The sequence below is a fragment of the Pokkaliibacter sp. CJK22405 genome (assembly GCF_046614695.1).
Taxonomy (GTDB): domain Bacteria; phylum Pseudomonadota; class Gammaproteobacteria; order Pseudomonadales; family Balneatricaceae; genus Pokkaliibacter.
Genome location: NZ_JBKKHQ010000027.1, coordinates 84459 through 108797 on the forward strand (window position 1 = coordinate 84459; position 24339 = coordinate 108797).

The 24339-nt window shown below is 51.6% G+C and carries 25 protein-coding genes; 17 read left to right on the plus strand and 8 right to left on the minus strand.

The window, feature by feature from the left end; translation table 11 throughout:
- Positions 1-53 precede the first annotated feature (53 nt).
- From recQ to ACKC9G_RS17490, 4 genes are all read left to right on the plus strand, one after another.
- The gene (gene recQ / locus ACKC9G_RS17475; RefSeq protein ID WP_411407789.1) at positions 54-2198 is read left to right on the plus strand and encodes a DNA helicase RecQ; all 2145 of its coding nucleotides are present in this window, start codon (positions 54-56) and stop codon (positions 2196-2198) included.
- A 74-nt stretch (positions 2199-2272) separates the two neighbouring features.
- Complete coding sequence (locus ACKC9G_RS17480; RefSeq protein WP_411407791.1) at positions 2273-2620, plus strand: YqaA family protein; 348 nt, start codon at positions 2273-2275, stop codon at positions 2618-2620.
- Between the two features lie 240 nt (positions 2621-2860).
- On the plus strand, positions 2861-3355 hold the full coding sequence (gene purE, locus ACKC9G_RS17485) for a 5-(carboxyamino)imidazole ribonucleotide mutase (protein WP_411407793.1): 495 nt from the start codon (positions 2861-2863) through the stop codon (positions 3353-3355).
- A complete protein-coding gene (locus tag ACKC9G_RS17490; protein WP_411407795.1) occupies positions 3352-4440 on the plus strand; it encodes a 5-(carboxyamino)imidazole ribonucleotide synthase in 1089 nt (362 codons plus the stop codon). Before purE ends, ACKC9G_RS17490 begins: the two co-directional genes overlap by 4 nt.
- 79 nt (positions 4441-4519) lie before the next feature.
- Here ACKC9G_RS17490 and ACKC9G_RS17495 read toward each other — a convergent pair whose 3' ends face one another.
- From ACKC9G_RS17495 to pbpG, 4 genes are all read right to left on the minus strand, one after another.
- Positions 4520-5875, minus strand: a complete 1356-nt coding sequence (locus tag ACKC9G_RS17495) for a VOC family protein (protein ID WP_411407797.1) — start codon at positions 5873-5875, stop codon at positions 4520-4522.
- 138 nt (positions 5876-6013) lie between these two features.
- Positions 6014-6913, minus strand: a complete 900-nt coding sequence (locus tag ACKC9G_RS17500; RefSeq protein WP_411407799.1) for a LysR substrate-binding domain-containing protein — start codon at positions 6911-6913, stop codon at positions 6014-6016.
- Between the two features lie 158 nt (positions 6914-7071).
- Entirely contained in the window at positions 7072-7422 is a 351-nt protein-coding gene (locus ACKC9G_RS17505) for a RidA family protein (protein WP_411407801.1), read from the minus strand.
- Positions 7423-7596: 174 nt separating this feature from the next.
- Positions 7597-8544, minus strand: coding sequence for a D-alanyl-D-alanine endopeptidase (gene pbpG / locus ACKC9G_RS17510; RefSeq protein WP_411407803.1), 948 nt, complete (start codon positions 8542-8544; stop codon positions 7597-7599).
- Between the two features lie 302 nt (positions 8545-8846).
- Between pbpG and ACKC9G_RS17515 the strand changes: the two genes are divergently transcribed.
- Together ACKC9G_RS17515 and ACKC9G_RS17520 are read left to right on the plus strand one after the other, a co-directional pair.
- Positions 8847-9206 (plus strand): CidA/LrgA family protein, encoded by a 360-nt coding sequence (locus ACKC9G_RS17515; RefSeq protein WP_411407805.1) that lies wholly within the window; start codon positions 8847-8849, stop codon positions 9204-9206.
- The gene (locus ACKC9G_RS17520; RefSeq protein WP_411407807.1) at positions 9203-9925 is read left to right on the plus strand and encodes an LrgB family protein; all 723 of its coding nucleotides are present in this window, start codon (positions 9203-9205) and stop codon (positions 9923-9925) included. The genes ACKC9G_RS17515 and ACKC9G_RS17520 overlap by 4 nt, the downstream gene beginning before the upstream one ends.
- Before the next feature lie 104 nt (positions 9926-10029).
- On the opposite strand, the gene ACKC9G_RS17525 is transcribed toward ACKC9G_RS17520, so the two are convergent.
- Positions 10030-10626, minus strand: a complete 597-nt coding sequence (locus ACKC9G_RS17525; protein ID WP_411407809.1) for a hypothetical protein — start codon at positions 10624-10626, stop codon at positions 10030-10032.
- A 482-nt stretch (positions 10627-11108) separates the two neighbouring features.
- Positions 11109-12182, minus strand: a complete 1074-nt coding sequence (locus ACKC9G_RS17530) for a 3-deoxy-7-phosphoheptulonate synthase (RefSeq protein WP_411407811.1) — start codon at positions 12180-12182, stop codon at positions 11109-11111.
- 197 nt (positions 12183-12379) lie between these two features.
- On the opposite strand from ACKC9G_RS17530, the gene dsbD reads away from it, so the two are divergent.
- Complete coding sequence (dsbD, locus tag ACKC9G_RS17535) at positions 12380-14251, plus strand: protein-disulfide reductase DsbD (RefSeq protein ID WP_411407813.1); 1872 nt, start codon at positions 12380-12382, stop codon at positions 14249-14251.
- Between the two features lie 174 nt (positions 14252-14425).
- Complete coding sequence (gene cysB, locus ACKC9G_RS17540) at positions 14426-15397, plus strand: HTH-type transcriptional regulator CysB (RefSeq protein ID WP_411407815.1); 972 nt, start codon at positions 14426-14428, stop codon at positions 15395-15397.
- A gap of 67 nt (positions 15398-15464) precedes the next feature.
- On the opposite strand, the gene pabB is transcribed toward cysB, so the two are convergent.
- Positions 15465-16841: an aminodeoxychorismate synthase component I gene (gene pabB, locus ACKC9G_RS17545; RefSeq protein WP_411407817.1), complete on the minus strand. Its 1377-nt coding sequence runs from the start codon at positions 16839-16841 to the stop codon at positions 15465-15467.
- 121 nt (positions 16842-16962) lie between these two features.
- Between pabB and ACKC9G_RS17550 the strand changes: the two genes are divergently transcribed.
- The 3 genes from ACKC9G_RS17550 to sppA all read left to right on the plus strand — a co-directional run bounded on the left by ACKC9G_RS17550 (position 16963) and on the right by sppA (position 19595).
- A complete protein-coding gene (locus ACKC9G_RS17550) occupies positions 16963-17829 on the plus strand; it encodes an alpha/beta fold hydrolase (RefSeq protein WP_411407819.1) in 867 nt (288 codons plus the stop codon).
- Between the two features lie 57 nt (positions 17830-17886).
- Entirely contained in the window at positions 17887-18546 is a 660-nt protein-coding gene (locus tag ACKC9G_RS17555) for an HAD-IA family hydrolase (RefSeq protein WP_411407821.1), read from the plus strand.
- A 77-nt stretch (positions 18547-18623) separates the two neighbouring features.
- Complete coding sequence (gene sppA, locus ACKC9G_RS17560) at positions 18624-19595, plus strand: signal peptide peptidase SppA (protein WP_411407823.1); 972 nt, start codon at positions 18624-18626, stop codon at positions 19593-19595.
- Between the two features lie 65 nt (positions 19596-19660).
- Here sppA and ACKC9G_RS17565 read toward each other — a convergent pair whose 3' ends face one another.
- The gene (locus tag ACKC9G_RS17565) at positions 19661-20245 is read right to left on the minus strand and encodes a Maf family protein (RefSeq protein ID WP_411407825.1); all 585 of its coding nucleotides are present in this window, start codon (positions 20243-20245) and stop codon (positions 19661-19663) included.
- Between the two features lie 104 nt (positions 20246-20349).
- On the opposite strand from ACKC9G_RS17565, the gene ACKC9G_RS17570 reads away from it, so the two are divergent.
- The 6 genes from ACKC9G_RS17570 (at position 20350) to acpP (ending at position 24282) form a co-directional block, all read left to right on the plus strand.
- A complete protein-coding gene (locus ACKC9G_RS17570) occupies positions 20350-20913 on the plus strand; it encodes a YceD family protein (RefSeq protein ID WP_411407861.1) in 564 nt (187 codons plus the stop codon).
- Between the two features lie 19 nt (positions 20914-20932).
- Positions 20933-21115, plus strand: a complete 183-nt coding sequence (gene rpmF, locus ACKC9G_RS17575; protein ID WP_411407827.1) for a 50S ribosomal protein L32 — start codon at positions 20933-20935, stop codon at positions 21113-21115.
- Between the two features lie 2 nt (positions 21116-21117).
- The gene (gene plsX, locus ACKC9G_RS17580) at positions 21118-22155 is read left to right on the plus strand and encodes a phosphate acyltransferase PlsX (protein WP_411407829.1); all 1038 of its coding nucleotides are present in this window, start codon (positions 21118-21120) and stop codon (positions 22153-22155) included.
- 16 nt (positions 22156-22171) lie between these two features.
- Positions 22172-23101 carry an ACP S-malonyltransferase gene (gene fabD, locus ACKC9G_RS17585; protein WP_411407831.1) on the plus strand — a complete coding sequence of 310 codons (930 nt, stop codon included), beginning with the start codon at positions 22172-22174 and terminating at the stop codon, positions 23099-23101.
- Positions 23102-23124: 23 nt separating this feature from the next.
- A complete protein-coding gene (gene fabG / locus ACKC9G_RS17590) occupies positions 23125-23868 on the plus strand; it encodes a 3-oxoacyl-ACP reductase FabG (protein WP_411407833.1) in 744 nt (247 codons plus the stop codon).
- Positions 23869-24048: 180 nt separating this feature from the next.
- A complete protein-coding gene (acpP, locus tag ACKC9G_RS17595; RefSeq protein WP_411407835.1) occupies positions 24049-24282 on the plus strand; it encodes an acyl carrier protein in 234 nt (77 codons plus the stop codon).
- Positions 24283-24339 lie beyond the last annotated feature (57 nt).

Consider the following 24339-nt stretch of genomic DNA (forward strand, 5'->3'; position numbering starts at 1 on the left):
TCCCGCGGCAATGAGCGATGACAGAAAGGGCTCTTTCACGGATAATGCCCGGCATGATTGAACAGGCTCGACAACTCCTCAAGCGTTTGTACGGCTACGATGACTTCATCGGCTCCCAGCAAGAGGTAATCCGTACCGTCCTTGAAGGGCAATCCGCGCTGGTATTAATGCCAACGGGTGGTGGCAAATCCATGTGCTACCAGCTCCCGGCCCTGATTCGCCCCGGCGTGGGTATCGTCATTTCCCCCTTAATTGCACTCATGCAGGATCAGGTCGACAGTCTTTGTCAGGTCGGTGTGCGTGCAGCCTGCTTTCATAATGGTCTGGACGCTCACGAAAACAGCGAACTGCTGCGTCAGTTACGTCAGGGCGAACTCGATATTCTGTATGTCTCCCCTGAACGCCTGATGCTGGGCGGTATGCTCGACATTTTTGAGTCGATCAATATCGCCCTGTTTGCCATTGATGAAGCCCACTGCGTTTCGCAGTGGGGACATGATTTCCGTCCTGAGTATATGCAGCTTAATCAGCTGGCCGGACGCTTTCCGAAGGTGCCACGACTGGCATTGACGGCGACGGCGGATAGCCAGACCCGGGAAGAGATCCGCAAACAACTGTCGCTGGAAAACAGCCCGGTTTTTATCTCAAGCTTCGACCGCCCCAATATTCGCTACCGGGTATTACCCAAACAGGGGGCGAAAGAGCAGCTACTTAACTTTATCCGCCGTGAGCACCGTCAGGATTCTGGCGTGGTGTATTGCCTGTCGCGCAAACGGGTAGAGGAAGTCGCGGCATTTCTGCGGGACAAAGGCCTTCCGGCATTGCCTTATCACGCCCGCTTACCTGCGGATGTCCGTGAAGCTAATCAGCGAACTTTCCTAAAGTCATCCCATTGCATCGTGGTGGCTACCGTTGCCTTCGGTATGGGCATCAATAAGCCGGATGTGCGCTTTGTTGCTCATCTGGATCTGCCAAAAAATCTGGAAGCCTATTATCAGGAGACCGGTCGGGCAGGGCGTGATGGTTTACCGGCGAATGCCTGGATGGTCTTTGGCCTGCAGGATGTCATGATGCAGCGAATGCGCATTCAGGAAAGTACCGTACCGGAAGATATCCGTGTGCGCGAATGGCGACGACTGGAAGCGCTGCTGGGCTTTGCCGAAGCGGCCACCTGTCGGCGCCAGCAGCTGCTTGCCTACTTTGATGAAGAAAGCCCTGCCTGCGGTAATTGTGATAATTGCCTGCATCCTCCCAAAACCTGGGAGGCGACCGATGCGGCACGCAAGGCTTTATCCTGCGTGCATCGCACCGGCGGTTTTGGTGTCAGTCATCAGGTCGATGTGCTCCTGGGTAAGTCCACCACCAAGGTCAAAAATGCCGCGCATCAGCAGTTGTCGACGTTTGGTATCGGCAAGGAGCTGAGTCAGTCCCAATGGCGCAGCGTGTTTCGTCAGTTGCTTGGCCGTGGCTATCTTGAATGGCATGGCGATGAAAATGAAGGTCTGCGCCTCAACGAGCGCTGCCGTGCCTTGCTGCGGGGTGAGGAGACGTTACGTCTAAAGCAGGATGATCTGGATGACCATCTGACCCGGCAGGAGCGCGGGCAGACCCGCCTTCATGGTGACCAGCGTAAACTCTGGGATGCACTGCGCTATACCCGAAAACAGCTGGCGCAGGAACGCGGTATCGCTCCTTATATGGTGTTCCATGATGTCACGCTGATGGAAATGGTCGAGCGAATGCCGAGGGATGAAACGGCCTTTGGTCGGTTGCCCGGCGTAGGTCGCGAAAAAACGCAGCGTTATGCCACCGCTTTTCTCGATGTGCTGGAGCGTTTCCAGAGCGTGACGTCAGGTTTGGGAATACTCAGTGAAGATGCCCATGAAAGTCTGGCGCTCTTCAAAGTGGGCATGGAGCCCCGAATGATTGCACGTCAGCGGAACCGTCCTGAGAACCGTATTTATGCGGACCTTGCTGAAGCCATACGGGAAGGGCATCTGGCGTTAACTGAAGTTGTGACTTTGCCGGGCTGGCAGGTCAAAGAGATTCAGGAAAAGCTACAAGTATTCGAACAGGACGGCGAAGGAGCAGTACTCAAGCGCGCCTTTGACTGGCTGCAAGGTGTGGTCAGTCTGGGGGATCTTCGTTGTATTCGTGCTGCTATCACGCAACAGGAATTAGCGGAGACTGGAACCTGAGTCTGCTCACAGCCTACTGGCTATTGGGCTTGTCGGCATTTTCGGCGGCGACCTTATTGCCAGGAGGCTCCGAGTTGGCGTTAACGGGTTTTGTGCTTAAGTACCCGCACGCAGTTTTTGGTGGCTGGCTGATTGCTTCCATCGCCAATGGATTGGGCTCTATGGTGACCTTTGCAATGGGGCATGCCGGTCGCAAAATTAAAAGTGCTGATCAGGTGCTGAGTGCCAACTGGCTTCAGCGATTACAGCGCTGGGGGCCGGCGTTACTCATTCTGGCCTGGTTGCCCATCGTTGGTGATGGGCTGTGCCTCGCTGCAGGCTGGCTGAAAATGCCGCGCTGGTATTCCTTTGTGATGATTCTACTGGGCAAAGCGCTGCGTTACGCACTGATAATCCTGCTGATCGACCAGTGGCCAGCGTGATGTGGTGGGATGATTTGCTGGCAGATACGATCTTGTCACCGCAGAGACTCCACAAAGGTCATCAAGCTGGGTACAATGTCAGGTCTTCTTTAACGCCACCCTGTTCCGCAGGGTGTTGTTGTTTATGGAAGCCGTTCGTGGAATGGCTTTCCCCAAGACAGAATTTAACGGGAGAGGCTGGCACCGCATGTCGGGCGTAGCGATCCTTTCATTCATAACAGACGAAGATTTCGAATCACTATGAATCCCTTGGTTGGTATCATCATGGGCTCCAAGTCCGATTGGGAAACCATGAGTAATGCAGCAGATATGCTGGAAAAACTGGGCGTCCCTTTTGAAGTGAAAGTCGTATCTGCCCACCGTACGCCTGACCTCCTGTTCTCTTATGCTGAAACCGCCCGCGAGCGTGGTATTCAGGTCATTATTGCTGGAGCAGGCGGCGCGGCTCATCTGCCGGGTATGGTGGCTGCGAAAACCAGCCTGCCTGTATTGGGTGTGCCGGTGCAGTCCAAAGCCCTGAATGGCATGGATTCTTTACTGTCTATCGCGCAGATGCCAGCAGGTATTCCTGTCGGTACGCTGGCGATCGGTAAAGCCGGTGCCGCTAATGCGGGCATTCTGGCGGCCAGTATCCTCAGCAACCATGATGAAAAAATTCTGGCGGCACTGGATGCATTCCGTACTCAGCAAACTGAAACCGTTCTGGCCAATCCTGATCCGAGGGAAGCGCAGTGAAAGTAGGTATTCTTGGCGGCGGTCAGCTGGCACGTATGCTGGCAATCGCAGGTTATCCTCATGGTCTGACTTTTACCGCGTTCGATCCTGCCAAGGGTGTTTGCGCGGGGGATGTTTGCCCGGTAGTTGAGGCGGATTATGGTGATGACGCTGCGCTGAAGCATTTTGGCGAGCAGGTGGATGTTGTCACCTTCGAGTTTGAGAATGTGGCTATCGAAAGTGCTCAGGCACTTGAGCAGACAGTTCCACTGTATCCATCAACAAAAGCATTGGCTGCAACTCAGGATCGTCTGGTCGAGAAGTCTCTGTTCCGTGATCTCGGTATCAAGACGCCCGGTTTCCAGGCGATTGATACTCGTGATGATGTGCAGGCAGCCATTGATGCTCTGGGTTTGCCTCTGGTCATCAAGACCCGTCGCTTTGGCTATGATGGCAAAGGCCAGTTTGTTCTGCGTACGACCGAGCAGATTGACGAGCTTTGGAATGAACTGGGTGGTCAGGCGCTGATCGCTGAGGCCTTTGTGCCTTTTGATCGCGAAGTGTCAATTATTGCGGTGCGCAGCCAGCAGGGTGATGTACGTTTTTATCCCCTGACGCAAAATGAGCACCGCAGTGGAATTCTTCATCTGTCACGTCCGCTGGTGAATGGCGATAGCCGTACTGCGCAGGCTCAGGAATTTATTTCTACGCTGCTGAACAAACTGGATTATGTCGGTACGATAGCGCTTGAGCTGTTTCAGGTCGGTGACGAACTGCTCGCCAACGAGTTTGCTCCGCGGGTTCATAACTCTGGTCACTGGACGATTGAAGGTGCTGAGACCAGCCAGTTTGAAAACCACGTCCGTGCCGTTGCCGGTATTCCGCTGGGCGATACCCGTGCGATCGAACACTCTGCGATGATTAATATCATCGGTGACTTCCCTGATCGTCAGGCGATTCAGGCGATCGACGGTGCACATTTCCATGATTACGGCAAAGCGCCACGGGCGGGCCGCAAGATCGGTCATGTGACAGTGACCGCACCCGATGCGGTAACCCTTGACCAGCGCATTGCTGCAGTGACTGGAGTCATGTTTCCAGCCTGATAGCCAGCGCATTTAAAGCCATAAAAAACGCCATGTCAGACTATCTGCATGGCGTTTTTTTGCGTTCAGGCTTGTTTAGTTAGAAACCAAGTACTTCTTTGCAGTGGGCCAGAGAGCGCGACTGGGTATCGGCATACAATGCCAACTCATCCAGTGTTTTGCGTCCCAGCTCTTTCTCGAACTGATCACGGTTGGCATCGGCCTGATAGTGAGACTGGGCATCATCTCCCAGATTGGACTGGAAAATACCTGCCGCACTTACCGGAAGAAAATCTTCATACACCAGCGGCTCTACAACGATCACGCCCTTGCTTAACGCTTCCTCCAGCGTATTGGCGCTAGCGCTTTTGTCAGTGATGACATAGCGGAAGTAGGCAAGTTCCTGTTCGCGCAGGGTGGTGTAATCGTCCGGAAATGCAGTGAAGGTCTCTTCAAGAATCGACATATAGTCAGCAGCATTACTTTCATTGGGGAAAGCGCCGAGGGTATCGCGTGCTTTGTTAAGTAGATCGTCATAGAGTGCGCGGCCTTTAGGCGTCAGTGCAACGCCGCGCTGTTCGATCTCACCAAAGCGAGCGGAATGGCTGCCTGCTTCTTCACCGGTAAACTCAATCGCCTCATTCAGTGCTTTAAAGCTGGTTTGGCGAAGAAGGATGGGGCAATGGCGTCTGGGCGGGCCTTCGATAACGGCTTTGGGAGTAATGTCGTGTCTTGGCATGCCAGCCTGAATGCTGTCAATGTCCAGCGTACGTGGCGTCAGGTGGTTGATGTGTGGCCCTTTAAAAGCCACCACATCGGCAATCAGACGATGCTGATTCAGCAAGCGCTGGTAATCTGCCAGTGACACTGTGGCGCTGTGGTGCCAGCGGAAAGTTTCAAGCGCTTCTGTAACAAAGGTATCGGCATCTTCTTCGCTTAAGCCGCCGTCTTGCTCTGCCTGTTCAATTAACTCAAGCGCACGCTGTGTAAAGATGGAGCGTTTATTCAGCGTCGCTTCTGCAAATGCGCGAAGTTCTTTGTCCTCGATCAGCTCCATACGCAGAAGTGAGGTGAACACACGGAACGGGCTAACCTGCAGGGAGCTTTCGTGAACGGCACGAAAGGCGGTGGAGTGAACCGGAACGCCAGCGGGCGCGAGGTCGTAATAACCTACAGGCTCCATCCCCATCACTGCGAATAAACGTGCGATGGTCGCCAGCTCCTGTGGTGTGCCTACCCGGATTGCTCCGTGGCGCTCGGCATCCAGTCGCTCCATTTCACCGGTGTTTTCCAGCTGAGCTTTAAGCTCTGGAGAGCTTTGTAATGTCGCCTGATTGACCTCTGCGACCAGTCCAAGCAAGGTGCCATAAAGAGGAACTTCGTTGCGGTACATCTCAGACATGGCCTGAGAGAAGCGTGCGCGGATCAGATCCGGATTCAGAAAGGGGGTGCTCATCGGGAATTCCCAGCCGTTCATCACAAGTAGGATATCTGCCTGGCTGAATTACCATGACGATTCAGCAAGGCTTTGATAGGTAATAAGTCTATTAAGGCGTATTTGCACAAGGGCAACAAGCGAAATCTTGGCACAACTTCATTCCTCGAGGGAATGAAGTGAGGAGGTGATCCATTCGACAAATGCGCGAATCTTGGGAACGTCTCCTTGTTGTTCGGCATGAGCAATGTAGTGAAGCCCGTGACTTGGCATCGGGGCATTAAAGGCGATCATGAGTTTGCCTTCGCCAAGTTCCTCTTCCACCAGATAGCGAGGAATCAAAGCGATACCATAGCCGGCCTGAGCCGCTCGGATACACATATAAAAAGTATCAAATCGGGGGCCGTGGTAGCTGTTGCTTGGAGTTAGCTCCAGTCGGGAAAACCAGGTGTGCCAGGCCTCAGGCCGCGAGGTGCACTGAATCAGAGTGCATTGCCCCAGCATTCTTGCATCGGTAATGGGCTGATTTTTCAGTAATGATGGCGTACAGACGGGGACCACTTCTTCACTGAATAGCGCTCTGCAACGAGCGCCGGGTAGCTGCCCCTGGCCGAAGAAAAATGCAATGTCGGTTCGCGATTGCTGAAGATCAAAAGGTTCCAGCTCATTACGAATATCCAGTTGAATATTGGGATGCAACCGGGTGAATTCAGGCAGGCGTGGAATCAGCCAGCGGGCACCGAAGGTTGGTTGTGTCGCAATCCGAAGCACTTCGGCATCGCCTCCATACGTCAGGATATAGCGGCTGGAAATATCGACCTGATTAAGGATCTTATCCACTTCAGTCAGGTACAGCGCACCTGCTGGAGTCAAATGAAGCCGTCGTCTCACCCGCGCAAAAAGCGGCTGACTAAGCATATCTTCCAGCTGAGCCACCTGCTTGCTGACAGCGCTTTGGGTCAGGTGAAGTTCTTCGGCCGCACGGGTAAAGCTCAAATGCCTTGCCGCAGACTCAAAGCATTGCAAAGCCGTTAATGAGGGCATCAGGCGTTTACGCATAGCTGACCTGCTTTTAGAAGGAGTATTTATGGATTATTCCAGTTTGGAATGAACAGTAATAGTCCAAAGCGTACTCATCTGGCGCTGGCGGTAGAAAAGAATAAGAAATAAAAAAAGCCGCTCAAGAAGCGGCTTTTCACAAGTGCTGGATTGGCGGGTCAGATTTCTGCGGCAACCACGGAAATTTCGACCAGAAGCTCCTGGCGCGCCATACGAGCTTCAACACAGGCCCGGGCAGGGGCGTGACCTTCAGGAACCCAGGCATCCCATACCGCGTTCATGGCGGCGAAGTCTTTCATATCACGAATATAGATGGTCGCAGAAAGCATATGTTGGCGGCTGGAGCCCGCCTGAGTGAGAAGTGCGTCCACTTTGTCCAGCATGGTGCGAGTCTGCTCAGTGATGTCGGTATTGGCATCTGCGGCAACCTGACCACACAGGTAAATAGTACCGTTATGCTTAACGATACGGCTCATACGCTGGCCAACTTCGAGGCGTTCGATGGACATTCAGCTATCTCCCACTGGGCATTAATAAAGCCTTGTATGGTAGCACAGCAGTATAAAGGCGTGAAAATGATAAGGCCGACAGTGATTTGCTGTCGGCCTTAATGGTGATCATGAAATTAAGAGCTTTGAATCTGTGGTGCTGCAAGATGATTTATCGTCGATGGGAAGTCTTATTCAGGTGCCATCTGCAACGGAGGACTCCAGCGCTGCGGCCTCGCGGATTCTCGCATCGCGGTATCTCACGACAGACTCAGGCAGCTTGGTGCTCTCTCCGGTCTCCAGGTAATGCCTCAGGCGCTGCGCATCGGCGAAGTGGGTGTATTTGCCATAGGCGTTCAGTGTCACGGTTGTGACAGGAACTCCTTTGAAATACGTTCGCATTACAAGGCAGTGACCCGCTTCATCGGTATAGCCCGTTTTGGTTAAGGCGATTTTCCAGTCTTTGTCATAGCGAAGCAGGCGATTGGTGTTGGCAAAGTGCAGACGATAGGTGGGTTTCTTGAAGATCACATCCTTGCCTACTGTCGTCGATAGCTCGGTCAGCATCGGGTATTGACGAGAGGCGACCAGCAGACGAGTAAGGTCGCGAGCGGTAGATACGTTGTTAGGTGATAGTCCGGTGGGATCTTCGTAATGGGTATTCTTCATGCCCAGGCGCTTTGCTTTGGCATTCATCGCTTTTATAAAGGCTTTGTAGCCGCCAGGGTAATGTTCCGCTAATGATGATGCCGCCCGGTTTTCAGAAGACATAAGCGCCAGCAGCATGACTTCCTTTCGGCTTAATGTGCTGCCGACCCGGACCCGAGAGTATTCGTTTTCTAAAAACGGATTGCTTTTGGTTTCAATGCTGATTTGTTCGCTCATTGATTGCTTGGCATCCAGCGTGACCATGGCAGTCATTAGCTTGGTAACGGAAGCAATCGGCATAATCTTGTCGGGATTGAAAGAATAGATAACGCGGTTATGTTTGAGGTCAAATACCATGGCGCTGGAAGAGGCAATTTCCTGCACCTCTGGCTTTTTATCCTTTGGCCCTGCCATTACGGCAGAAGGACTGCCTATGACCAGCGATGTGGCAATAAACAAAGATGCTGCGAGTTTGCGGCCGGAAATCTGAATCATAGGTATCTACTACTGTCCTGCCTGCAGTAACATTGAGTGACAATCGCAGGCGAGTTGCTGAAGTCTTATTCCAGACTATCCATTCTTCTCAAATCCGGCAATGCCCCGTGGATTGGCAAGTTGTAGAATTCTGGGACATTTGAGTTTCTGAGTATTACGGTCTGGTTTTAAAGTTACCTAAAATTACAAATAGGCTTGAATAAACGACGCTTTCGCTCGAATTAAGGCTGTTTGCAGTGCAGGGTTTGATTCAGTCTGGAATAAAAAATTCTTTGAACACTTTAGGCGTAGGGCGATAACAAATGATCCAGGGTTTTATGATTCTGCTTTTTTGTCAGTTATTGGGAGAGTTTATTGTTCGGGGCTTTGAATGGCCATTTCCAGGTCCGGTAATGGGTATGGTTATTCTATTAGTGGGTTTAGTTGTATACGGCGAAGTGCCGGAAGGTCTGCGCCCTGTCAGTGATGGCCTACTCAAATATTTATCACTGCTTTTTGTCCCGGCGGGAGTGGGGCTCATGACTCATTACGATCTAATCAGCCAGGATCTGCTGGCGATTGCCTTGGCCATTGTTGTGAGCTCAATAGTGAGTATGGTGGTGTGCACTTGGCTAATGAAGCACCTTCTTGGACGTAGCCAGCACGAGGAGTTTCAGGAGTGAGTTCTGTAAGCGAAGTCATCAAAGGGGTGGAACAGGGAAATCTTATCTGGCTACTGATGACGCTTGCGGCTTATTCGCTGGGCCTGTGGCTCAACCGAAAGCTGGGTGGGTCTCCCTGGTTGCATCCGGTCTTGCTGGCGATGGCAATGCTTATTACCTTGCTGGTGGTGTTGGGCGTTCCCTATAAAACCTACTTCTCTGGCGCTCAGTTGATTCATTTTTTGCTTGGGCCTGCGACGGTGGCGCTTGCTGTACCTCTTTATGATCATCTTTCCAAAGTACGAGAGATTCTCGGCGTCTTACTAATGACTTGCCTGGCTGGCGCTATCGTTGCTGCATTGACCGCTGCCGGAGTTGCCCTGCTTTTGCGGGCTGATCATCAGACCGTGCTTTCAATTATGCCCAAGTCTGTCACTTCGCCGATTGCGATGGGGGTTGCTGAAACCCTGGGTGGTATTCCTTCATTAACTGCGGGACTTGTGCTGATAACCGGTGCCTTTGGTTGTATGGCAGGGCCACTGGTTTTTCGGTGGATGAAGGTTGAAGATCCGCGAGTGAAGGGCTTTGTGCTTGGCGTGACGGCCCATGGCTTTGGAACGGCGCATGCTTTTCAGTATGGCGCTGTCGCAGGGGCGTTTGGTGGGCTGGCTATTGGCATGGCAGGACTGTTTACCGCATTTTTTCTACCGGCGCTAGCACACTTACTGGGTCTGACCTGATTCAACTAAATTCACAGACTTCTGAGCTTAAAGATATCTGAGTTCAGAGACAGCTGAACTGTCAGGATGAGACTCTTCTCACCCTGACAGAGTCGTTCGCACTTTTAATCGAGAAATATGCTGTTCTGCCCGCCAACTTCATCAAATTTGGCTGAACCTGTGTAACCGGGAAGATCAGTCGGAGCGCCGATCATAGCTGAGTTCTGTGCTGCCCTGAATTGCGCCGCGCAGCCGATGGTTTCATCTTTGGGGGTGGTTTTCATCTGACCATTAATCAAACCGGATGCGGGATTAAAAACACCGGTGAATACCACTTTACGCTCAGAGGTGAAAATCGGCAGGCTGCCATCAATGAACCAGCTTCCACCTTTTACCGGCGCTTCTGCATAGAAATAGCCTCCAGGGCTAACAGGCGTTTTAAAGGTGATGGGGTCGCTGGGGCGCAGGGTGCCGGTTACCCATCCATCCTTAACGTTCAGCTCTATTTGGTCAGAGAAGCCTGGGCAATAGATCTGAGCGCGGGAAGACATCACATGGGCAAAGTGAGTACGGGTCTGCGCCCAGGCCTGACCTTTCCACGTACCGTCATAAGTGTGAGCAAGATCCCGTCCTTCCGGTGCCACTGTCTTGGGCTGGTTGGCTTGGCATCCTGCCAGTAGTGTTGCTGCAGCAACTGCCGAGAGTAGTAGTTTGGTGCGCATGAGTAGATGTCCTTTGGGTAAACAGCCTGAGACATTCGCAATGTCTGAATGCTGCATCATTCCTTGTTTATCTGGGGTTTGGAGCATCATTAAGCAACGTCCCGGACAAGAGATGCACAGTTGCCAGAAATGCAAAGAAAGTGTGATGCAAATCTGTACAGAGGATGGTTGTTATAAGTGAAAAATCATCCAGAGGGATCACTGTACAGAAGTGAGGTGAGTGCTAGTCTTCTATTAACAGTTTTGATGGTTAAGCTCCCCTGAGGGGATAGGAAACGCTACTTTGATTGGGCGTCTGTTTTAAGTCTCAAAACTGTACGGATGCAGCCTTGCGCTGCATCCGGGCATTATTCTACCGGTGCTGCCGGTTTGCATGGTCAACCTTCAAGCGTAAAGGGACTTTCTCTTCTCAACGTCAGCAGAGCCAAGGCTCTGCTTTTTTTTGTCTCGATAAATCCCGGACCTGACTTGAGGGTTAGCTGTTAGCGAATCCGCGCCGGCAGGACGTCTTTCAGCTTGGCATGCATGTCACGCAGGCATTTATCCGTGGTTTCCCAGCTGATGCAGCCATCAGTGATCGACACGCCGTATTTCATGTCGTTCAGGTCGGCAGGGATGCTCTGGTTGCCTTCATTAATATGGCTTTCGATCATCAGGCCAATAATGGACTTGTTGCCTTCCAGAATCTGGTTGGCGACGTTGTCTGCGACCAGAGGTTGCAGTTGAGGTTTTTTGCTGGAGTTAGCGTGGCTGCAGTCGACCATAATGTTGGTGGAGACGCCCGCTTTGCTCAGTTCCTCTTCACACAGGGCTACGCTTACCGAGTCATAGTTAGGTTTGCCGTTGCCACCACGCAGAACAATGTGGCCATAGGCATTGCCGCGAGTGCGGGTAATCGCCACTTTGCCTTGCTCATCAATGCCCAGAAAACGGTGAGGATGAGCGACTGACTGCAGAGCGTTGATGGCCACACTGAAGCCGCCATCGGTGCCGTTCTTGAAGCCGACTGCGCAGGACAGGCCACTGGCCATTTCACGGTGAGTCTGGCTTTCAGTGGTACGGGCGCCGATCGCTGACCAGCTGATCAGGTCCTGCATGTATTGGGGAGAAATCGGGTCAAGCGCTTCAGTTGCCAGCGGCAAGCCCATTTCAGACAGATCCAGCAACAGTTTACGCGCAGTAAACAGGCCGGTTTCGATGTCAAATGAGTCATCCAGATAGGGGTCGTTAATCAGACCCTTCCAGCCAACGGTCGTTCTGGGTTTTTCAAAATACACACGCATGACAATATACAGAGTATCGGAGAGCTCATCCGCCAGGGCTTTGAGGCGTTTGGCATAATCCTTTGCTGCATCAACATCATGGATAGAGCAGGGGCCGATCACCAGCATCAGGCGGTGGTCTTTGCCATCAAGGATATTACGTACGGTTTCACGACCGTTAATAACGGTGTTGCGCGCGCGCTCAGAGATGGGCAGCTTGGCTTTCAGCTCGTCCGGGGTGGACAGCAGGGTTTGAGATTCGATATTGAGATTGTCAACGCGTGAGTCTGTCATTTTCTTTCCTGGTCTTTCGACCTATATACTTAAGCCCTTTTGTGACGGCTCGGGCCGTCCCCGGTATTTTTTACCATAGAGCGGCGGTGTGCCCAAGCTTGGAATGCTCAGTTGATTGATTTTACGGGCATTTCGACGGGAACTTATTGTCGTTTGGCGGCTCTATCTGGTGTGCTGTTCATGGATTGGTCATCTTTATGCATTTAGTAAGAATTTCTCTGGCGCTGCTGGTTCTGCTGTCCGGTCAATGTTTTGCCGGTCTGTTTGATAAGCCTGCCAATCCCTTGGCTTCCTCATCCGGTAATGAGCCTTTACCTGTTGAACAGGCGTTTGTGTTTACCACGAACCCTTCTTCCCCCGGCGTATTGGATCTCACATGGGCAGTTCAGCCTGACTATTACCTGTACCGCGATAAAATCCATGTGAGTGTCGATACCGACAAGGTGAAGACCGAAGTGGACATTCCTGAGCTGGGGGATCTCAAACAAGACCCGTTATTCGGCGATGTGCAGGTTTTCCACCAGAGTGCGGATGCTCATGTTCGCTACTGGTCACCACAAGGGCTAACTTCCGCGATTCTGACGGTGTCTTATCAGGGGTGCTGGGAAGGGGGGATTTGCTTTCCTCCCCAGCAACGCACGATCCAACTGTCGGGCATTCCTCAGGAGAAGCCGGGTCTGACAGCGGGCAATGCCGCTGCTTCAGCTGCTAAAACTGAAGCAGCGCAAGGGAAAGGTGTCACCCCACCGCCTGAAAATATCGATGCCTGGCTGAGTGCCGGCCAGGGGGCTTTCTTTTCACTGTTGAATGGCCAGTCGCTCTGGTTTGTCCTTGGAGTGTTCTTTATCGCTGGGCTGGGTCTTTCTCTGACTCCCTGCGTGTTTCCGATGATTCCTATTCTCTCCAGCATGATCGCTGGCCAAAAAGGTGCGATGACCGGAAGACGTGGTTTCGTGCTCTCATTGGTATACGTCCTCGCCATGTCGATGACATATACATTGGCAGGTGTGTTTGCCGGTCTTGCAGGAGCCAATATTCAGGCGCAGCTGCAGTCTCCCTGGGTCCTTGGATCCATGGCGGTCTTCTTCGTGCTGTTTGCCCTGGCGATGTTCGATGTCATTACTATCCAGATGCCTTCTGCTCTGCAGTCACGCCTTAACGACCTGTCCGGACGTGGTCAGAAACGCGGTGGCTATCTCGGTATTACGCTAATGGGCATACTGTCTGCCCTGATCGTCGGCCCCTGTGTCGCAGCACCCTTGGCGGGAGCACTGCTCTTTATCGGTCAGCAGGGTTCTCCTGTTGTTGGTGGAGTGGCGCTGTTCGCCATGAGTCTTGGGATGGGGGGGCCTTTATTAATTGCCGGGAGTTCGGCGGGGCACTTTTTGCCACGCGCTGGCCAATGGATGAATACAGTCAAAAAAGTCTTCGGTGTCCTGATGCTGCTGATGGCGCTATGGCTGCTTGAACGTTTTATTCCTTGGGTGTGGGTGTTGTTGTTATTGAGTGCGCTGTGCGTCGTGACTGCTGTCGTGATGGGTGCATTAGATACGGCGGTGTCATCAGGCCAGCGTTTTGTCAAAGGGTTAGCCTGCTTGCTATTGATCTATGGTTTATCACTGGCGCTGGGTGTGGCGGGTGGCGGCCGTAGCTTGCTGACTCCACTTGATGTGTATACCGGTGGCGTATCCAGCAAAACCGAGCAGCCAGGGCTTAAGTTTGAGCGCGTTACCGGTTGGGATGAGTTACAGCAGGCGCTCTCTGCTGCTCATGCTGAAGGTAAGCCCGTAATGCTGGATTTCTACGCTGACTGGTGCATTTCCTGTAAAGAGCTGGAGTTTGGCACCTTTAAGGATCCGCAGGTCATACAGGCGCTGAGTTCTTATAAGCTGATTCAGGTGGATGTGACAGCGAATACTGCGGACCATAAGCGTATGTATGATTTTTACCAACTGGTTGGGCCGCCTGCGATGATCTTTTACAGCAAGGATGGCGAGTATCTGCAAGATAAAAGCTGGTCGGGCGTTCTTAATGCGGAGCAGTTTCTCGGCCACCTCCCAGTGTATTAACGAAGCTGGGAGCCTTCTTTCCAGAAGCCGAATTTCATAAGAAAAGAGATATAAGAAATTCCCTGCTTGTATCCTGTTCCGAGGTTATCTAGATTTAGTGAATTAAGATGGTTTCTTTTATAACTTTATCTTATATTCCTCGACGCTCATATCAGGTTCGGTTCGGGAGGAGCAATGAAACTCCAGCAATTACGCTACATCTGGGAAGTGGCCAAGCACGATCTTAATGTATCTGCAACGGCCCAGAGCCTGTATACCTCGCAGCCGGGGATCAGTAAGCAGATCCGGCTATTGGAAGATGAGCTGGGAGTCGAGATTTTCTCCCGAAGCGGCAAGCACCTGACTCATGTCACACCGGCAGGTCAGAGTATTCTCGACATGGCAGGGGAGATTCTTCGCCGCGTAGAAAGTATCAAGCAGGTCGCTCAGGAGTTTTCCAATGAGCGCAAAGGAAGTCTTTCCATTGCCACGACCCACACCCAGGCAAGATATGCTTTGCCTAAAGTGATACAGAAGTTCATGGGCAAGTATCCTGATGTCAGCCTGCACATGCATCAGGGCACGCCAATGCAGATCGCGGAGGAAGCGGCGGATGGCATCGTCGATTTTGCTATCGCTACCGAGGCGATGGAGCATTTCTCTGATCTCATCATGATGCCTTGCTATACCTGGAACCGTTCGGTGGTCGTACCAAAGGATCATCCACTGGCGTCTGTCTCCAAATTGACGCTTGAAGATGTCGCCAAATATCCCATCGTCACTTATGTATTCGGATTCACCGGGCGCTCCAAGCTGGATGATGCATTTGGGACGCGTGGATTAACGCCCCGAGTAGTCTTTACCGCTGTGGATGCGGATGTCATCAAGACTTACGTTCGCCTTAATCTGGGGGTGGGCATTATTGCGTCTATGGCAGTCCTTGAAGAAGACACGGATCTGGTCGCGCTGGATGCAAGCCACCTTTTTGAACCCAGTCAGACCAAGATTGGCTTTCGTAAAGGTACTTTCCTTCGCGGCTATATGTACGATTTTCTTGAGCAGTTTGCCCCGCATCTTACGAAAGATAAGGTGCAGCGAGCGCTGGAGTGTGGCAGTCGTGCAGAGATTGATGAATTGTTTGCAAACGTCGAGTTGCCTGTTCACTAGATCATTGATTCTTCTGCAAAAAAACAGCGCCTGATTAGGCGCTGTTTTGCTATCCGGGTGTCGAAATTTAATGGGGTTCCGGTAAGGCGAAAGCTTTGAGTAGGTTACCTATTTTGCTCAGGGTTTCCTGATATTCAGACTCTTCATCAGAATCATCGACGATTCCGCCACCTGCCCAGCAGTAAAGCCGGTCATGCTGCAGGATCAAGGTGCGGATAGTGATGCTGCTGTCCATGCGACCATTGCTACTGATATAGCCAATGCTGCCGCAGTAAAGGCTTCGGCAGTGAGGTTCAAGTTCTTCGATAATTTCCATGGCCCGAATTTTGGGTGCCCCCGTAATCGAGCCACCAGGGAAAGCATGTTCAAACAGCGGTAGACGATCAGCCTCTGAACCCAGCGAGCCTGTCACTGTGCTGACCATGTGGTGCACGTTAGGGTAGCTTTCAATATCGAAGAGCTTGGGAACGCTGATGCTACCGGGTAAGCAGGTGCGTCCCAGGTCATTGCGGAGCAGATCAACAATCATCAGATTCTCTGCGCAGTCCTTCTCACTTTGACGCAGCTCAATTCGTAGTTGCTCGTCTTCTTCCGGAGTCTTGCCGCGAGGGCGTGTGCCCTTAATAGGTTTGGTCTCAACCTGATTCTCCTGCGTCTGCAGAAAACGTTCAGGAGATAGGCTCAGAATGGCGCCTTGCTCTGTGGGGATAAAAGCAGCAAAAGGTGTCGGCGCATGCTGGCGTAGCTGCAAGTAGGCTTGCCATGGACTGCCCGTGAAGCCTGCATCAAAGCGCTGCGCAAGATTCACCTGATAGCAATCGCCCGCCTTGATGTATTCCTTGATTCGGCGAAACGCTGTGCCGTAGGACTCACGAGTCATATTGGCTTGCCACGTGGTGGTGAGCCGGAATGCACCTCGCATCTCCCGTGACTTAACTGTTGCGGTTGTGAGTCGGGTCTGAAGCGCTGTGACTTCATCGGTGGACACGCTGGGGTGACACACCAGCCAGCATTTTTCTTCAATGCCATCACTGATGATTGCCCAGTGATAGAGGCCCACTCCCAGCCAGGGCAGGTGAATGTCATCGACGCATGAGGCTGTGCGTGATTCAAGAAGGCGACCAAGATCATAGCTCCAATAACCCATCAGACCGCCAGTAAAGGGAAGGCTGGTATTCTCAACGGGATCAAGGCTGTCCAGCATGGCTTGCATGACTTCGAAGGGGGAGGTGCTGGAGTTCAGTGTTTCTGAATCGTCGTGACGGGTTAGCTGAAGCTGAGTCTTGTCATAACTCAGCCACTGAGAAGGGGCGGCAGCAACGATATCGAAGCGACCCTGATAGCTTTTCGGCGCATTGCTATCCAGCAGGATTGGATGAGGTAAATCCGAGACTATTTCGAAGGCTTGAGGGCCAGAAAGGTAGGGGATCTCTTCGCAATGCACGACGGTTACTCCTTTATGTCATCGCGCGCATTCTACCCAGCGTCAGGTGAAAGGTGTAGGCTAGAGCGTTTTCTGAACCCGCTTTTAGCTCATTTTCTGATACGGTCCCGTAGTAATCGTTATGGCCCCTTCTTCTCGTTTTTCGGTGAAAGTTCGCTCTCTGGCGCTGCCAGACGTCAAAGTCACTTATCGTCTTTATAGTCGCGATGATATTGCCCCTTCGGCAAAGCTTTTGCTGCTGCATGGAGCGGGTGTTGCTGGCGAGTTGACCTGGGATGCCATCATTGAGCATCTGGAGCATTGGGGTGAGATTTTGGTGCCCGATCTTCGTGGCATGGGCGATACCGTCAACTTGAGCGGTGATGAAGAGGCGTTTTCAGTTATCGATGTGATGGGCGATGTGCTGGCTTTGGTTGATCAGCTGGGTTGGTGGCAGTTTGACCTTGCGGGCTATTCCTTTGGTGGTCTGGTGGCGATGCTGCTCAAAAATCGTCACCCGTCGCGTGTGGGGAAAATGTTCCTTCTGGAGCCGGCGCTGCTTGATCGCCAGAATCTTGAGGATGTAAAAGAAGTCCGGCGACAGTTTTCCCGGGCGGCAGCGTACATTCGAGAGGCGTCCTCTCCTGAGGAAGGTATTCGGTTGTTTCTGGACACGATTTCACCTCAGCGCAGTCGGGCACCTCAAATTGAGGCAGTAACGATGCAACGTTTAGGAGAGCGGCCCTATGGTTTTGCGAATGCTCTGGATGCCGTCACCCATGCTGCTCATCAGCTTGACCGGGATGAGCTGATTGCGTCGCTAAACGATGTGCTGCTGATGGCGGGCGGCAAGAGCGTTGACGCGCTGCATCAGCATTATCAGCGGCTGGCACACCAACGGGATGATCTCCATTACCATGAAGTCCCCGGTACTGATCATTCCTTGCCTTACCAGAAACCACGGCATATCGGCCGGGCAATGAATTCGCATAAGGTCGGTGGTGAGTAGGTTTTTAGATACTCAGCTGGGCTAAATATTTCCCGCCACAGAGGCAGAAAATGAATGATGTATGAGCTGATAATCTTCGACTGGGACGGCACATTGGTGGATTCCAAGGAGCGGATTGGGCTCTCCATGCAGCGCGCAGCAAAAGATGCAGGCCAGCCTGTTCCGTCGCTGGAAGCTGTTTATCCCTATATAGGGTTAGGTTTGCCTGAAGTCATTGAGGCGCTCTTTCCGGATGCTGATGCTGTGTTGCATCAGTCCATCAAAACATTCTACAGCCATCATTTCTTTGAGTTGGATCAGCAGCCTGCTGTCCTCTTTGCTCATGCAGAGGAAACCTTGGGTTTGCTGCGTGAACGGGGTTACCGGCTGGCGGTGGCGACGGGAAAATCTCGGCGGGGTCTCAATCGTGGTTTTGATAAAACGGGCTGGCGCTGTTTTTTTGAAAGCTCACGCTGCGCGGATGAAACCACTTCCAAGCCTGATCCACGTATGTTGAATGAAATCCTGGGGGAGCTTGGAGTCGCACCCGAAAGGGCATTGATGGTGGGCGATACCTCATTTGATCTTCAGATGGCAGAGCTTGCCGGAATGGATGCGGTGGGTGTGAGTTATGGTGTGCATCCGCTCGAAAGACTTCAAAGTGCTAATCCTGTGAAAATGATTCACAGCCTGCGAGAGCTTAGCGACTGGTTGATAACGGGTAAGGAGTTCGTGTGAGTGGAAATAATTGGGGACCGGAGTCCCGGGATGAGAAGCCTGAGTCTTCACTGAGTAATGAACCCGAACATTTGCAGGTGAACTCTGCTGATGAGGCTAAGGTCAAGGCAGCATTTGAAGCAAGAAACTGGCGGCTCATCGAAAAAGTGGTGATGTCTCAGTTTAAAGAGCAGCGTCGGGCACGTCGCTGGGGCATCTTTTTTAAGTTCATAGCACTTGCCTATGCGCTGGTATTGCTCTTTTTGTGGTGGGGAGCACCTGTGCTGGAAGATGATGAGCCCGACTCTCCTCACGTTGCGCTGATTAATATGAAAGGTGTTATCGCCGATGATAAACCTGCAGGTGCTGATGCGATTATCTCCTCTCTTGATCGGGCTTATGAAAACCCGGCGGCCAAGGCGATCATTTTACAAATCAACAGCCCAGGCGGTAGCCCTGTGCAGGCCGGTTATATCTATGATGAGATCAAGCGTCTGCAGCAGCTCCACCCGGATAAGAAATGTTATGCAGTGATCGAAGATATTGGTGCATCTGGTGGTTATTACGCTGCAGCTGCGGCAGACGAAATCTATGCAGATAAAGCCAGTATCGTGGGCTCTATCGGGGTGATTTCTTCCAGCTTTGGTTTTGTTGATTTGATGGACAAGCTGGGAGTCGAGCGACGCACGATGACTTCCGGGAAATACAAGGATCTGATGGATCCGTTCAGTCCTCGCTCTTCTGAGGTCGAGGTGAAGTGGCAGCAAATGCTGGATATCACCCATCAACAATTTATTAGCAAGGTCAAAGAAGGGCGTGGCGACCGGTTGAAGCAAAATCCAGACATGTTTACCGGGATGGTATGGACGGGTGAGCAGGCGCAACAGCTTGGGCTGGTCGATGCGTTAGGTAGTGCTCGAACTGTGGCAAGGGATGTTGTTGGTGTACCGCTATTGAAAACCTATGAGCCATCGAGAAGCCCATTTGACCGTCTGACGGAGCGGCTTGGTGTGAGTGTTGGAGAGACAATTGCGCAACAGATGGGATTTACAGGTCCTTCCATTCGCTAGTTTCGGAACTGACTGCCTTCACTATCATAAGCTGGCCTTGGCCAGCTTCTTTTCTTGGTGTCTACTCACGCTATGGGGAGTTGTATACCCGTATTGCCTAGCAGTGTGGTGAGCCGAATCAGGGGAAGGCCAATCAGCGTGTTGGGGTCGTCACCGATCATGCGTTCGAATAGACAGATGCCTAGCCCCTCGCACTTAAAACTTCCTGCACAGTCATAAGGCTTTTCTGTGTTTAAGTAGCGAGATATTTGCTCATCACTTAGCACTCGAAACTGAACGCTGAAGGGCTCAATAATGGTTTGGCTTTTGTTGCTTCTGGCATCAAGTACCGTGAGACCTGTGTAAAAATCTACCTGTTTACCGGAAAAGCGACGCAGCTGGGCAAAGGCATTTTCAAAAGAGCCGGGCTTTCCCAGATTTTCACCTTCAAAAGCGACGACCTGATCTGATCCAATGATCAGGGCATCTGCAAACTGTGAGCGAAGGCTATCTGCCTTGAGCAATGAAAGGCGTTCAGCCAACGCTTGAGACTGTTCACCCGCAAGGGGGGTCTCGTCAGTTGAGGGAGATGCTGTTGTAAAAGGAATGCACAGCTTCTCAAGCAGAGCTTTGCGATAAGGGCTGGTGGAAGCCAAAACGATAGGTTGCATGAATAAAACCTGGAGGATGTAATGAGTGAATATCTGCGGTTTTATATAAAAAAGCGGCAATAATTGAAAATAGCATTGGTTTACAATGGCGTTAATTGGGTAAAATGTATTTTGACACCACCCATTCTGGTGAATATCATTGCGCGCTTATGTCGAATCAAGCATTTCCGGCAAGAATTAACCCACGTAAGTGGGCTGAAAAAGGAAGCTCCTGGACCGGAGAGCTTCCGCTGTCTCAATTTACTCGTCTGACCGGGGCTCTGCAGGACTCGGAAGGTCAGGTAAAGGCGTCAGTTGAATTTGGCGTGGATGAAGAACGCATTCGCTATATGAAGTGCGATCTCTCTGCAAGCGTCAAAATGACCTGTCAGCGTTGTCTGACACCGGTTGAGCTGACGGTGGAAACCTCGTGTTCCCTTGGGATTGTCTGGCATGAAGAGGCAGCTGAAAATCTGCCCTCTCATTACGATCCGATGATTGTAAGTGAGGAAACGGCAGAAATACTGCCGGTGCTAGAAGATGAGCTGATCATCAGTCTGCCCATAGTGCCTGTCCATGAGGACTGCACGGTGCAGACAGAGTTCAGTGATCCGGACGAACCCATATTGGACGACAGGCCAGCGTCCAATCCATTTGATGTGTTAGCACAGTTAAAACTGAAGAAATAGACTTAGGAGCTTCTTAGTCATGGCAGTACAACAGAACCGTAAAACCCGTTCTAAGCGTGGTATGCGTCGTTCTCATGATGCCCTGAGCGCGCCTGCTCTGAGCATCGACGCAACTACAGGTGAAACTCACCTGCGTCATCACGTATCCGCTGACGGTTTCTATCGCGGTCGTCAAGTAGTAGCAAGCAAGTCTGAAGACTAATCTTGCCGCTGCGCTCAACCATTGCAGTTGATGTGATGGGCGGGGACTTCGGTCCCCGCGTTACCCTTCCTGCTGTATCTCGCTTTTCCTCCCAATACCCTGACTCCCGATTCATTCTTTGTGGCAATGAGTCTGTTATTTCTGACTATCTTGTTGCAGAGCCTGAACTCTCCGCTCGCATTGAAGTTGTTGTCTCCTCGAATGATGTCGCCATGGCTGATAAGCCATCGGTAGCGATTAGAACAAAGCGGGAATCATCTTCAATGGCTCTTGCGCTTAAGCAAGTGGCTTCAGGCAGGGCTGATGCTGTTGTTAGTGCTGGTAATACCGGTGCACTGATGGCGATGGGCTGCATGGTACTTGATCGTCTTCATGCAGTGGATCGGCCAGCCATTACAACCACAATACCGACGCGCAAAGGGCAGTGCATGCTGCTTGATCTTGGCGCGAATCTGGACGCCAGTCCCAAGCATCTTTGCCAATATGCTGTGATGGGAGCCGCTATTGCCAAAGCCAGAGGTTTGCAAGGGTTACCGAAGATCGCTCTGCTTAATGTCGGCGAAGAGGCGGGTAAGGGCGGGCAATCTTTGCAAAAGGCGTCGCAGTGGATATCTTTGCAGAACAATCTCGAATATTGCGGTTTTGTGGAGGGCGATTCCATGTTCTCCGGCGACTATGACGTGGTTGTATGTAATGGTTTTGTCGGTAATGTGGCGCTGAAAACCGGAGAAGGCGTGGCTCAGTTGATAGTGGACTCTCTTCGTGATCATCTTGCCTCGCGTTGGTACACCAAGGCATTGGCGGCATTGCTTATGCCAGCGCTTAAGCAATGGGGAAAAAGGTTTGAGCCGGCTATTTATAACGGGGCCATATTCGCTGGGTTGAAGGGGAATGTTGTTAAGAGTCACGGAGCTGCCTCCGATACAGCGTTTTTTAACGCGCTGAGTTATGCTGCTAGACTGACTCAACTAAAACTGCCTGAAAAACTGCAGGCAGCTTTAGTTGAATCAGACAGAGTTACCCCTTTTGACGAGCAATAAAAAAGAGAGAAGATGCATGGATTCTAAGCTGGCGTTTGTATTTCCAGGACAGGGATCCCAACATTTGGGAATGTTGAGTGAACTGGCGGATACTTACCCGCTGATCAAGGATACCTTTGCGGAAGCATCCGAAGCGATCGGTGAAGACCTCTGGGCAATGTCTCAGAATGGCCCGGAAGAGGCGCTTAATCAAACTCATAACACGCAGCCGTTACTACTGGCCTCGGGTGTTGCATTGTGGCGCTTATGGCAATCGCAAGGTGGTGCAAGTCCAGAGTTTATGGCGGGTCACAGTCTTGGTGAATACACTGCGTTAGTGTGTTCAGGTGCAATGGATTTTGCTGATGGTGTTCGCCTTGTTCGTACGCGCGGTGAGCTAATGCAGGAAGCGGTTCCAGCTGGCGCAGGCGCTATGGCGGCTATTATCGGGCTGGCTGATGAACTGGTTGAGGCTGCTTGTATTAAAGCTGCGGAAGGGCAGGTGGTATCCCCTGTAAACTACAATTCGCCAGGGCAGCTTGTTATTGCTGGAGAAGCGCAAGCGGTTGAACGTGCGATGATTCTTTGTAAGGAAGCGGGTGCCAAACGTGCTCTGCCTTTATCGGTCAGTGTTCCTTCGCATTGTGCGTTGATGAAGCCTGCGGCTGAAAAGCTGGCTGATGTTATGAAAATGATCAGTCTTTCTGTGCCTGAATGCAAAGTAGTCCAGAACGTGTCTGCAGCTATTGCTAAAGATGCTGATGAAATGCGTTCGCAATTGCTGAGTCAGCTTTATAGTCCGGTTCTGTGGACGCGTTCTGTAGAGTTCATGGTTGCTCAGGGTGTCGAGACTATGCTTGAATGCGGCCCTGGTAAGGTTCTGTCTGGCCTCAATAAGCGTATTGTTAAAACTCTGAATGTGGCTGCGATCAACGATCCATCATCGTTCGCAGCAGCGCTGGCCTAATGAAAATCGGAAGCGATATAACAATGAGTATTGAAGGAAAAGTGGCACTGGTTACTGGTGCTACACGCGGAATTGGTAAGGCTATTGCGCTTGAGCTGGGCCGTCAGGGTGTTGTTGTCGTAGGTACGGCGACTTCTGAAAAAGGTGCTGAAAGTATTAGTGCTTATCTCGCGGAAGCGGGAGTGCAAGGTAAAGGTTTGGTACTGAATGTGGCGGATGCTGACAGCGTCGATGCTGTGCTTGCAGCCATTACCGCTGACTTTGGTGCGATTCAGATCCTTGTGAATAATGCCGGTATCACTCGCGATAACATCCTCATGCGCATGAAAGATGATGAGTGGAATGACGTTATCGCGACCAATCTTAGTGCGATCTTCCGCCTGTCTAAAGCAGTACTGCGCGGTATGACCAAAGCTCGCTGGGGTCGTATTATCAGCATCAGTTCTGTGGTTGGATCCATGGGTAATGCAGGTCAGGCAAACTACGCAGCAGCGAAAGCGGGCGTAGAGGGTTTTAGTCGGGCTTTGGCTCGTGAGGTAGCATCACGTAATATTACTGTGAATGCTGTCGCTCCTGGTTTTATCGATACTGATATGACCAGTGGTCTCCCGGAAGAGCACAAGGAAACCCTGAAGGGGCAAATTCCAATGGCGCGTCTTGGTCAGCCAGAAGAAATTGCTTCCGTTGTTGGCTTCCTGGCCAGTGAAGGTGCCGCCTACATGACAGGCGAAACTCTTCAGGTAAATGGTGGTATGTACATGGGTTGATGCAAATCGCATCAATCCTTGTAATCTGCGTTAAATTATTGATAATGTGCCGCAGTTGAATGTGGCACCTTGTTGTTAAACAGGCGCCTCTCCTGCCAAGCTTGGCAATGGACGTGGGTTTACCTAAAATAGCCATCCACATGTTTTCATGTGGGTTGTGTTGAGCAAATAGGATACGTTATGAGCACTATTGAAGAGCGCGTAAAAAAGATCGTTGCTGAGCAGCTTGGTGTTAAAGAAGAAGAGATCACTCTTGAATCTTCTTTTGTTGATGACCTGGGTGCAGACTCTCTGGACACTGTAGAGCTGGTTATGGCTCTGGAAGAAGAATTTGAGACTGAAATCCCTGACGAAGAAGCTGAAAAAATTTCTACTGTTCAGGCAGCAATCGACTACATCAAAGCTCATCAGTAAGCATTGATCTGATCGGTTTCTCGGAAAGCCGCTTCTATTGTTAACAATAGGGCGGCT

What these genes read in the sequence shown, in the direction of transcription:
- pbpG (WP_411407803.1), bottom strand. Translation starts at nt 8,544, where the DNA reads ATGATTCAGATTTCCGGCCGCAAACTCGCAGCATCTTTGTTTATTGCC.
- acpP (WP_411407835.1), top strand. Translation starts at nt 24,049, where the DNA reads ATGAGCACTATTGAAGAGCGCGTAAAAAAGATCGTTGCTGAGCAGCTT.
- dsbD (WP_411407813.1), top strand. Translation starts at nt 12,380, where the DNA reads ATGCATTTAGTAAGAATTTCTCTGGCGCTGCTGGTTCTGCTGTCCGGT.
- ACKC9G_RS17500 (WP_411407799.1), bottom strand. Translation starts at nt 6,913, where the DNA reads ATGCGTAAACGCCTGATGCCCTCATTAACGGCTTTGCAATGCTTTGAG.
- ACKC9G_RS17555 (WP_411407821.1), top strand. Translation starts at nt 17,887, where the DNA reads ATGTATGAGCTGATAATCTTCGACTGGGACGGCACATTGGTGGATTCC.
- ACKC9G_RS17525 (WP_411407809.1), bottom strand. Translation starts at nt 10,626, where the DNA reads ATGCGCACCAAACTACTACTCTCGGCAGTTGCTGCAGCAACACTACTG.
- purE (WP_411407793.1), top strand. Translation starts at nt 2,861, where the DNA reads ATGAATCCCTTGGTTGGTATCATCATGGGCTCCAAGTCCGATTGGGAA.
- cysB (WP_411407815.1), top strand. Translation starts at nt 14,426, where the DNA reads ATGAAACTCCAGCAATTACGCTACATCTGGGAAGTGGCCAAGCACGAT.
- fabG (WP_411407833.1), top strand. Translation starts at nt 23,125, where the DNA reads ATGAGTATTGAAGGAAAAGTGGCACTGGTTACTGGTGCTACACGCGGA.
- fabD (WP_411407831.1), top strand. Translation starts at nt 22,172, where the DNA reads ATGGATTCTAAGCTGGCGTTTGTATTTCCAGGACAGGGATCCCAACAT.
- ACKC9G_RS17530 (WP_411407811.1), bottom strand. Translation starts at nt 12,182, where the DNA reads ATGACAGACTCACGCGTTGACAATCTCAATATCGAATCTCAAACCCTG.
- recQ (WP_411407789.1), top strand. Translation starts at nt 54, where the DNA reads ATGATTGAACAGGCTCGACAACTCCTCAAGCGTTTGTACGGCTACGAT.
- ACKC9G_RS17570 (WP_411407861.1), top strand. Translation starts at nt 20,350, where the DNA reads ATGTATTTTGACACCACCCATTCTGGTGAATATCATTGCGCGCTTATG.
- rpmF (WP_411407827.1), top strand. Translation starts at nt 20,933, where the DNA reads ATGGCAGTACAACAGAACCGTAAAACCCGTTCTAAGCGTGGTATGCGT.
- ACKC9G_RS17550 (WP_411407819.1), top strand. Translation starts at nt 16,963, where the DNA reads ATGGCCCCTTCTTCTCGTTTTTCGGTGAAAGTTCGCTCTCTGGCGCTG.
- ACKC9G_RS17565 (WP_411407825.1), bottom strand. Translation starts at nt 20,245, where the DNA reads ATGCAACCTATCGTTTTGGCTTCCACCAGCCCTTATCGCAAAGCTCTG.
- ACKC9G_RS17495 (WP_411407797.1), bottom strand. Translation starts at nt 5,875, where the DNA reads ATGAGCACCCCCTTTCTGAATCCGGATCTGATCCGCGCACGCTTCTCT.
- ACKC9G_RS17505 (WP_411407801.1), bottom strand. Translation starts at nt 7,422, where the DNA reads ATGTCCATCGAACGCCTCGAAGTTGGCCAGCGTATGAGCCGTATCGTT.
- ACKC9G_RS17515 (WP_411407805.1), top strand. Translation starts at nt 8,847, where the DNA reads ATGATCCAGGGTTTTATGATTCTGCTTTTTTGTCAGTTATTGGGAGAG.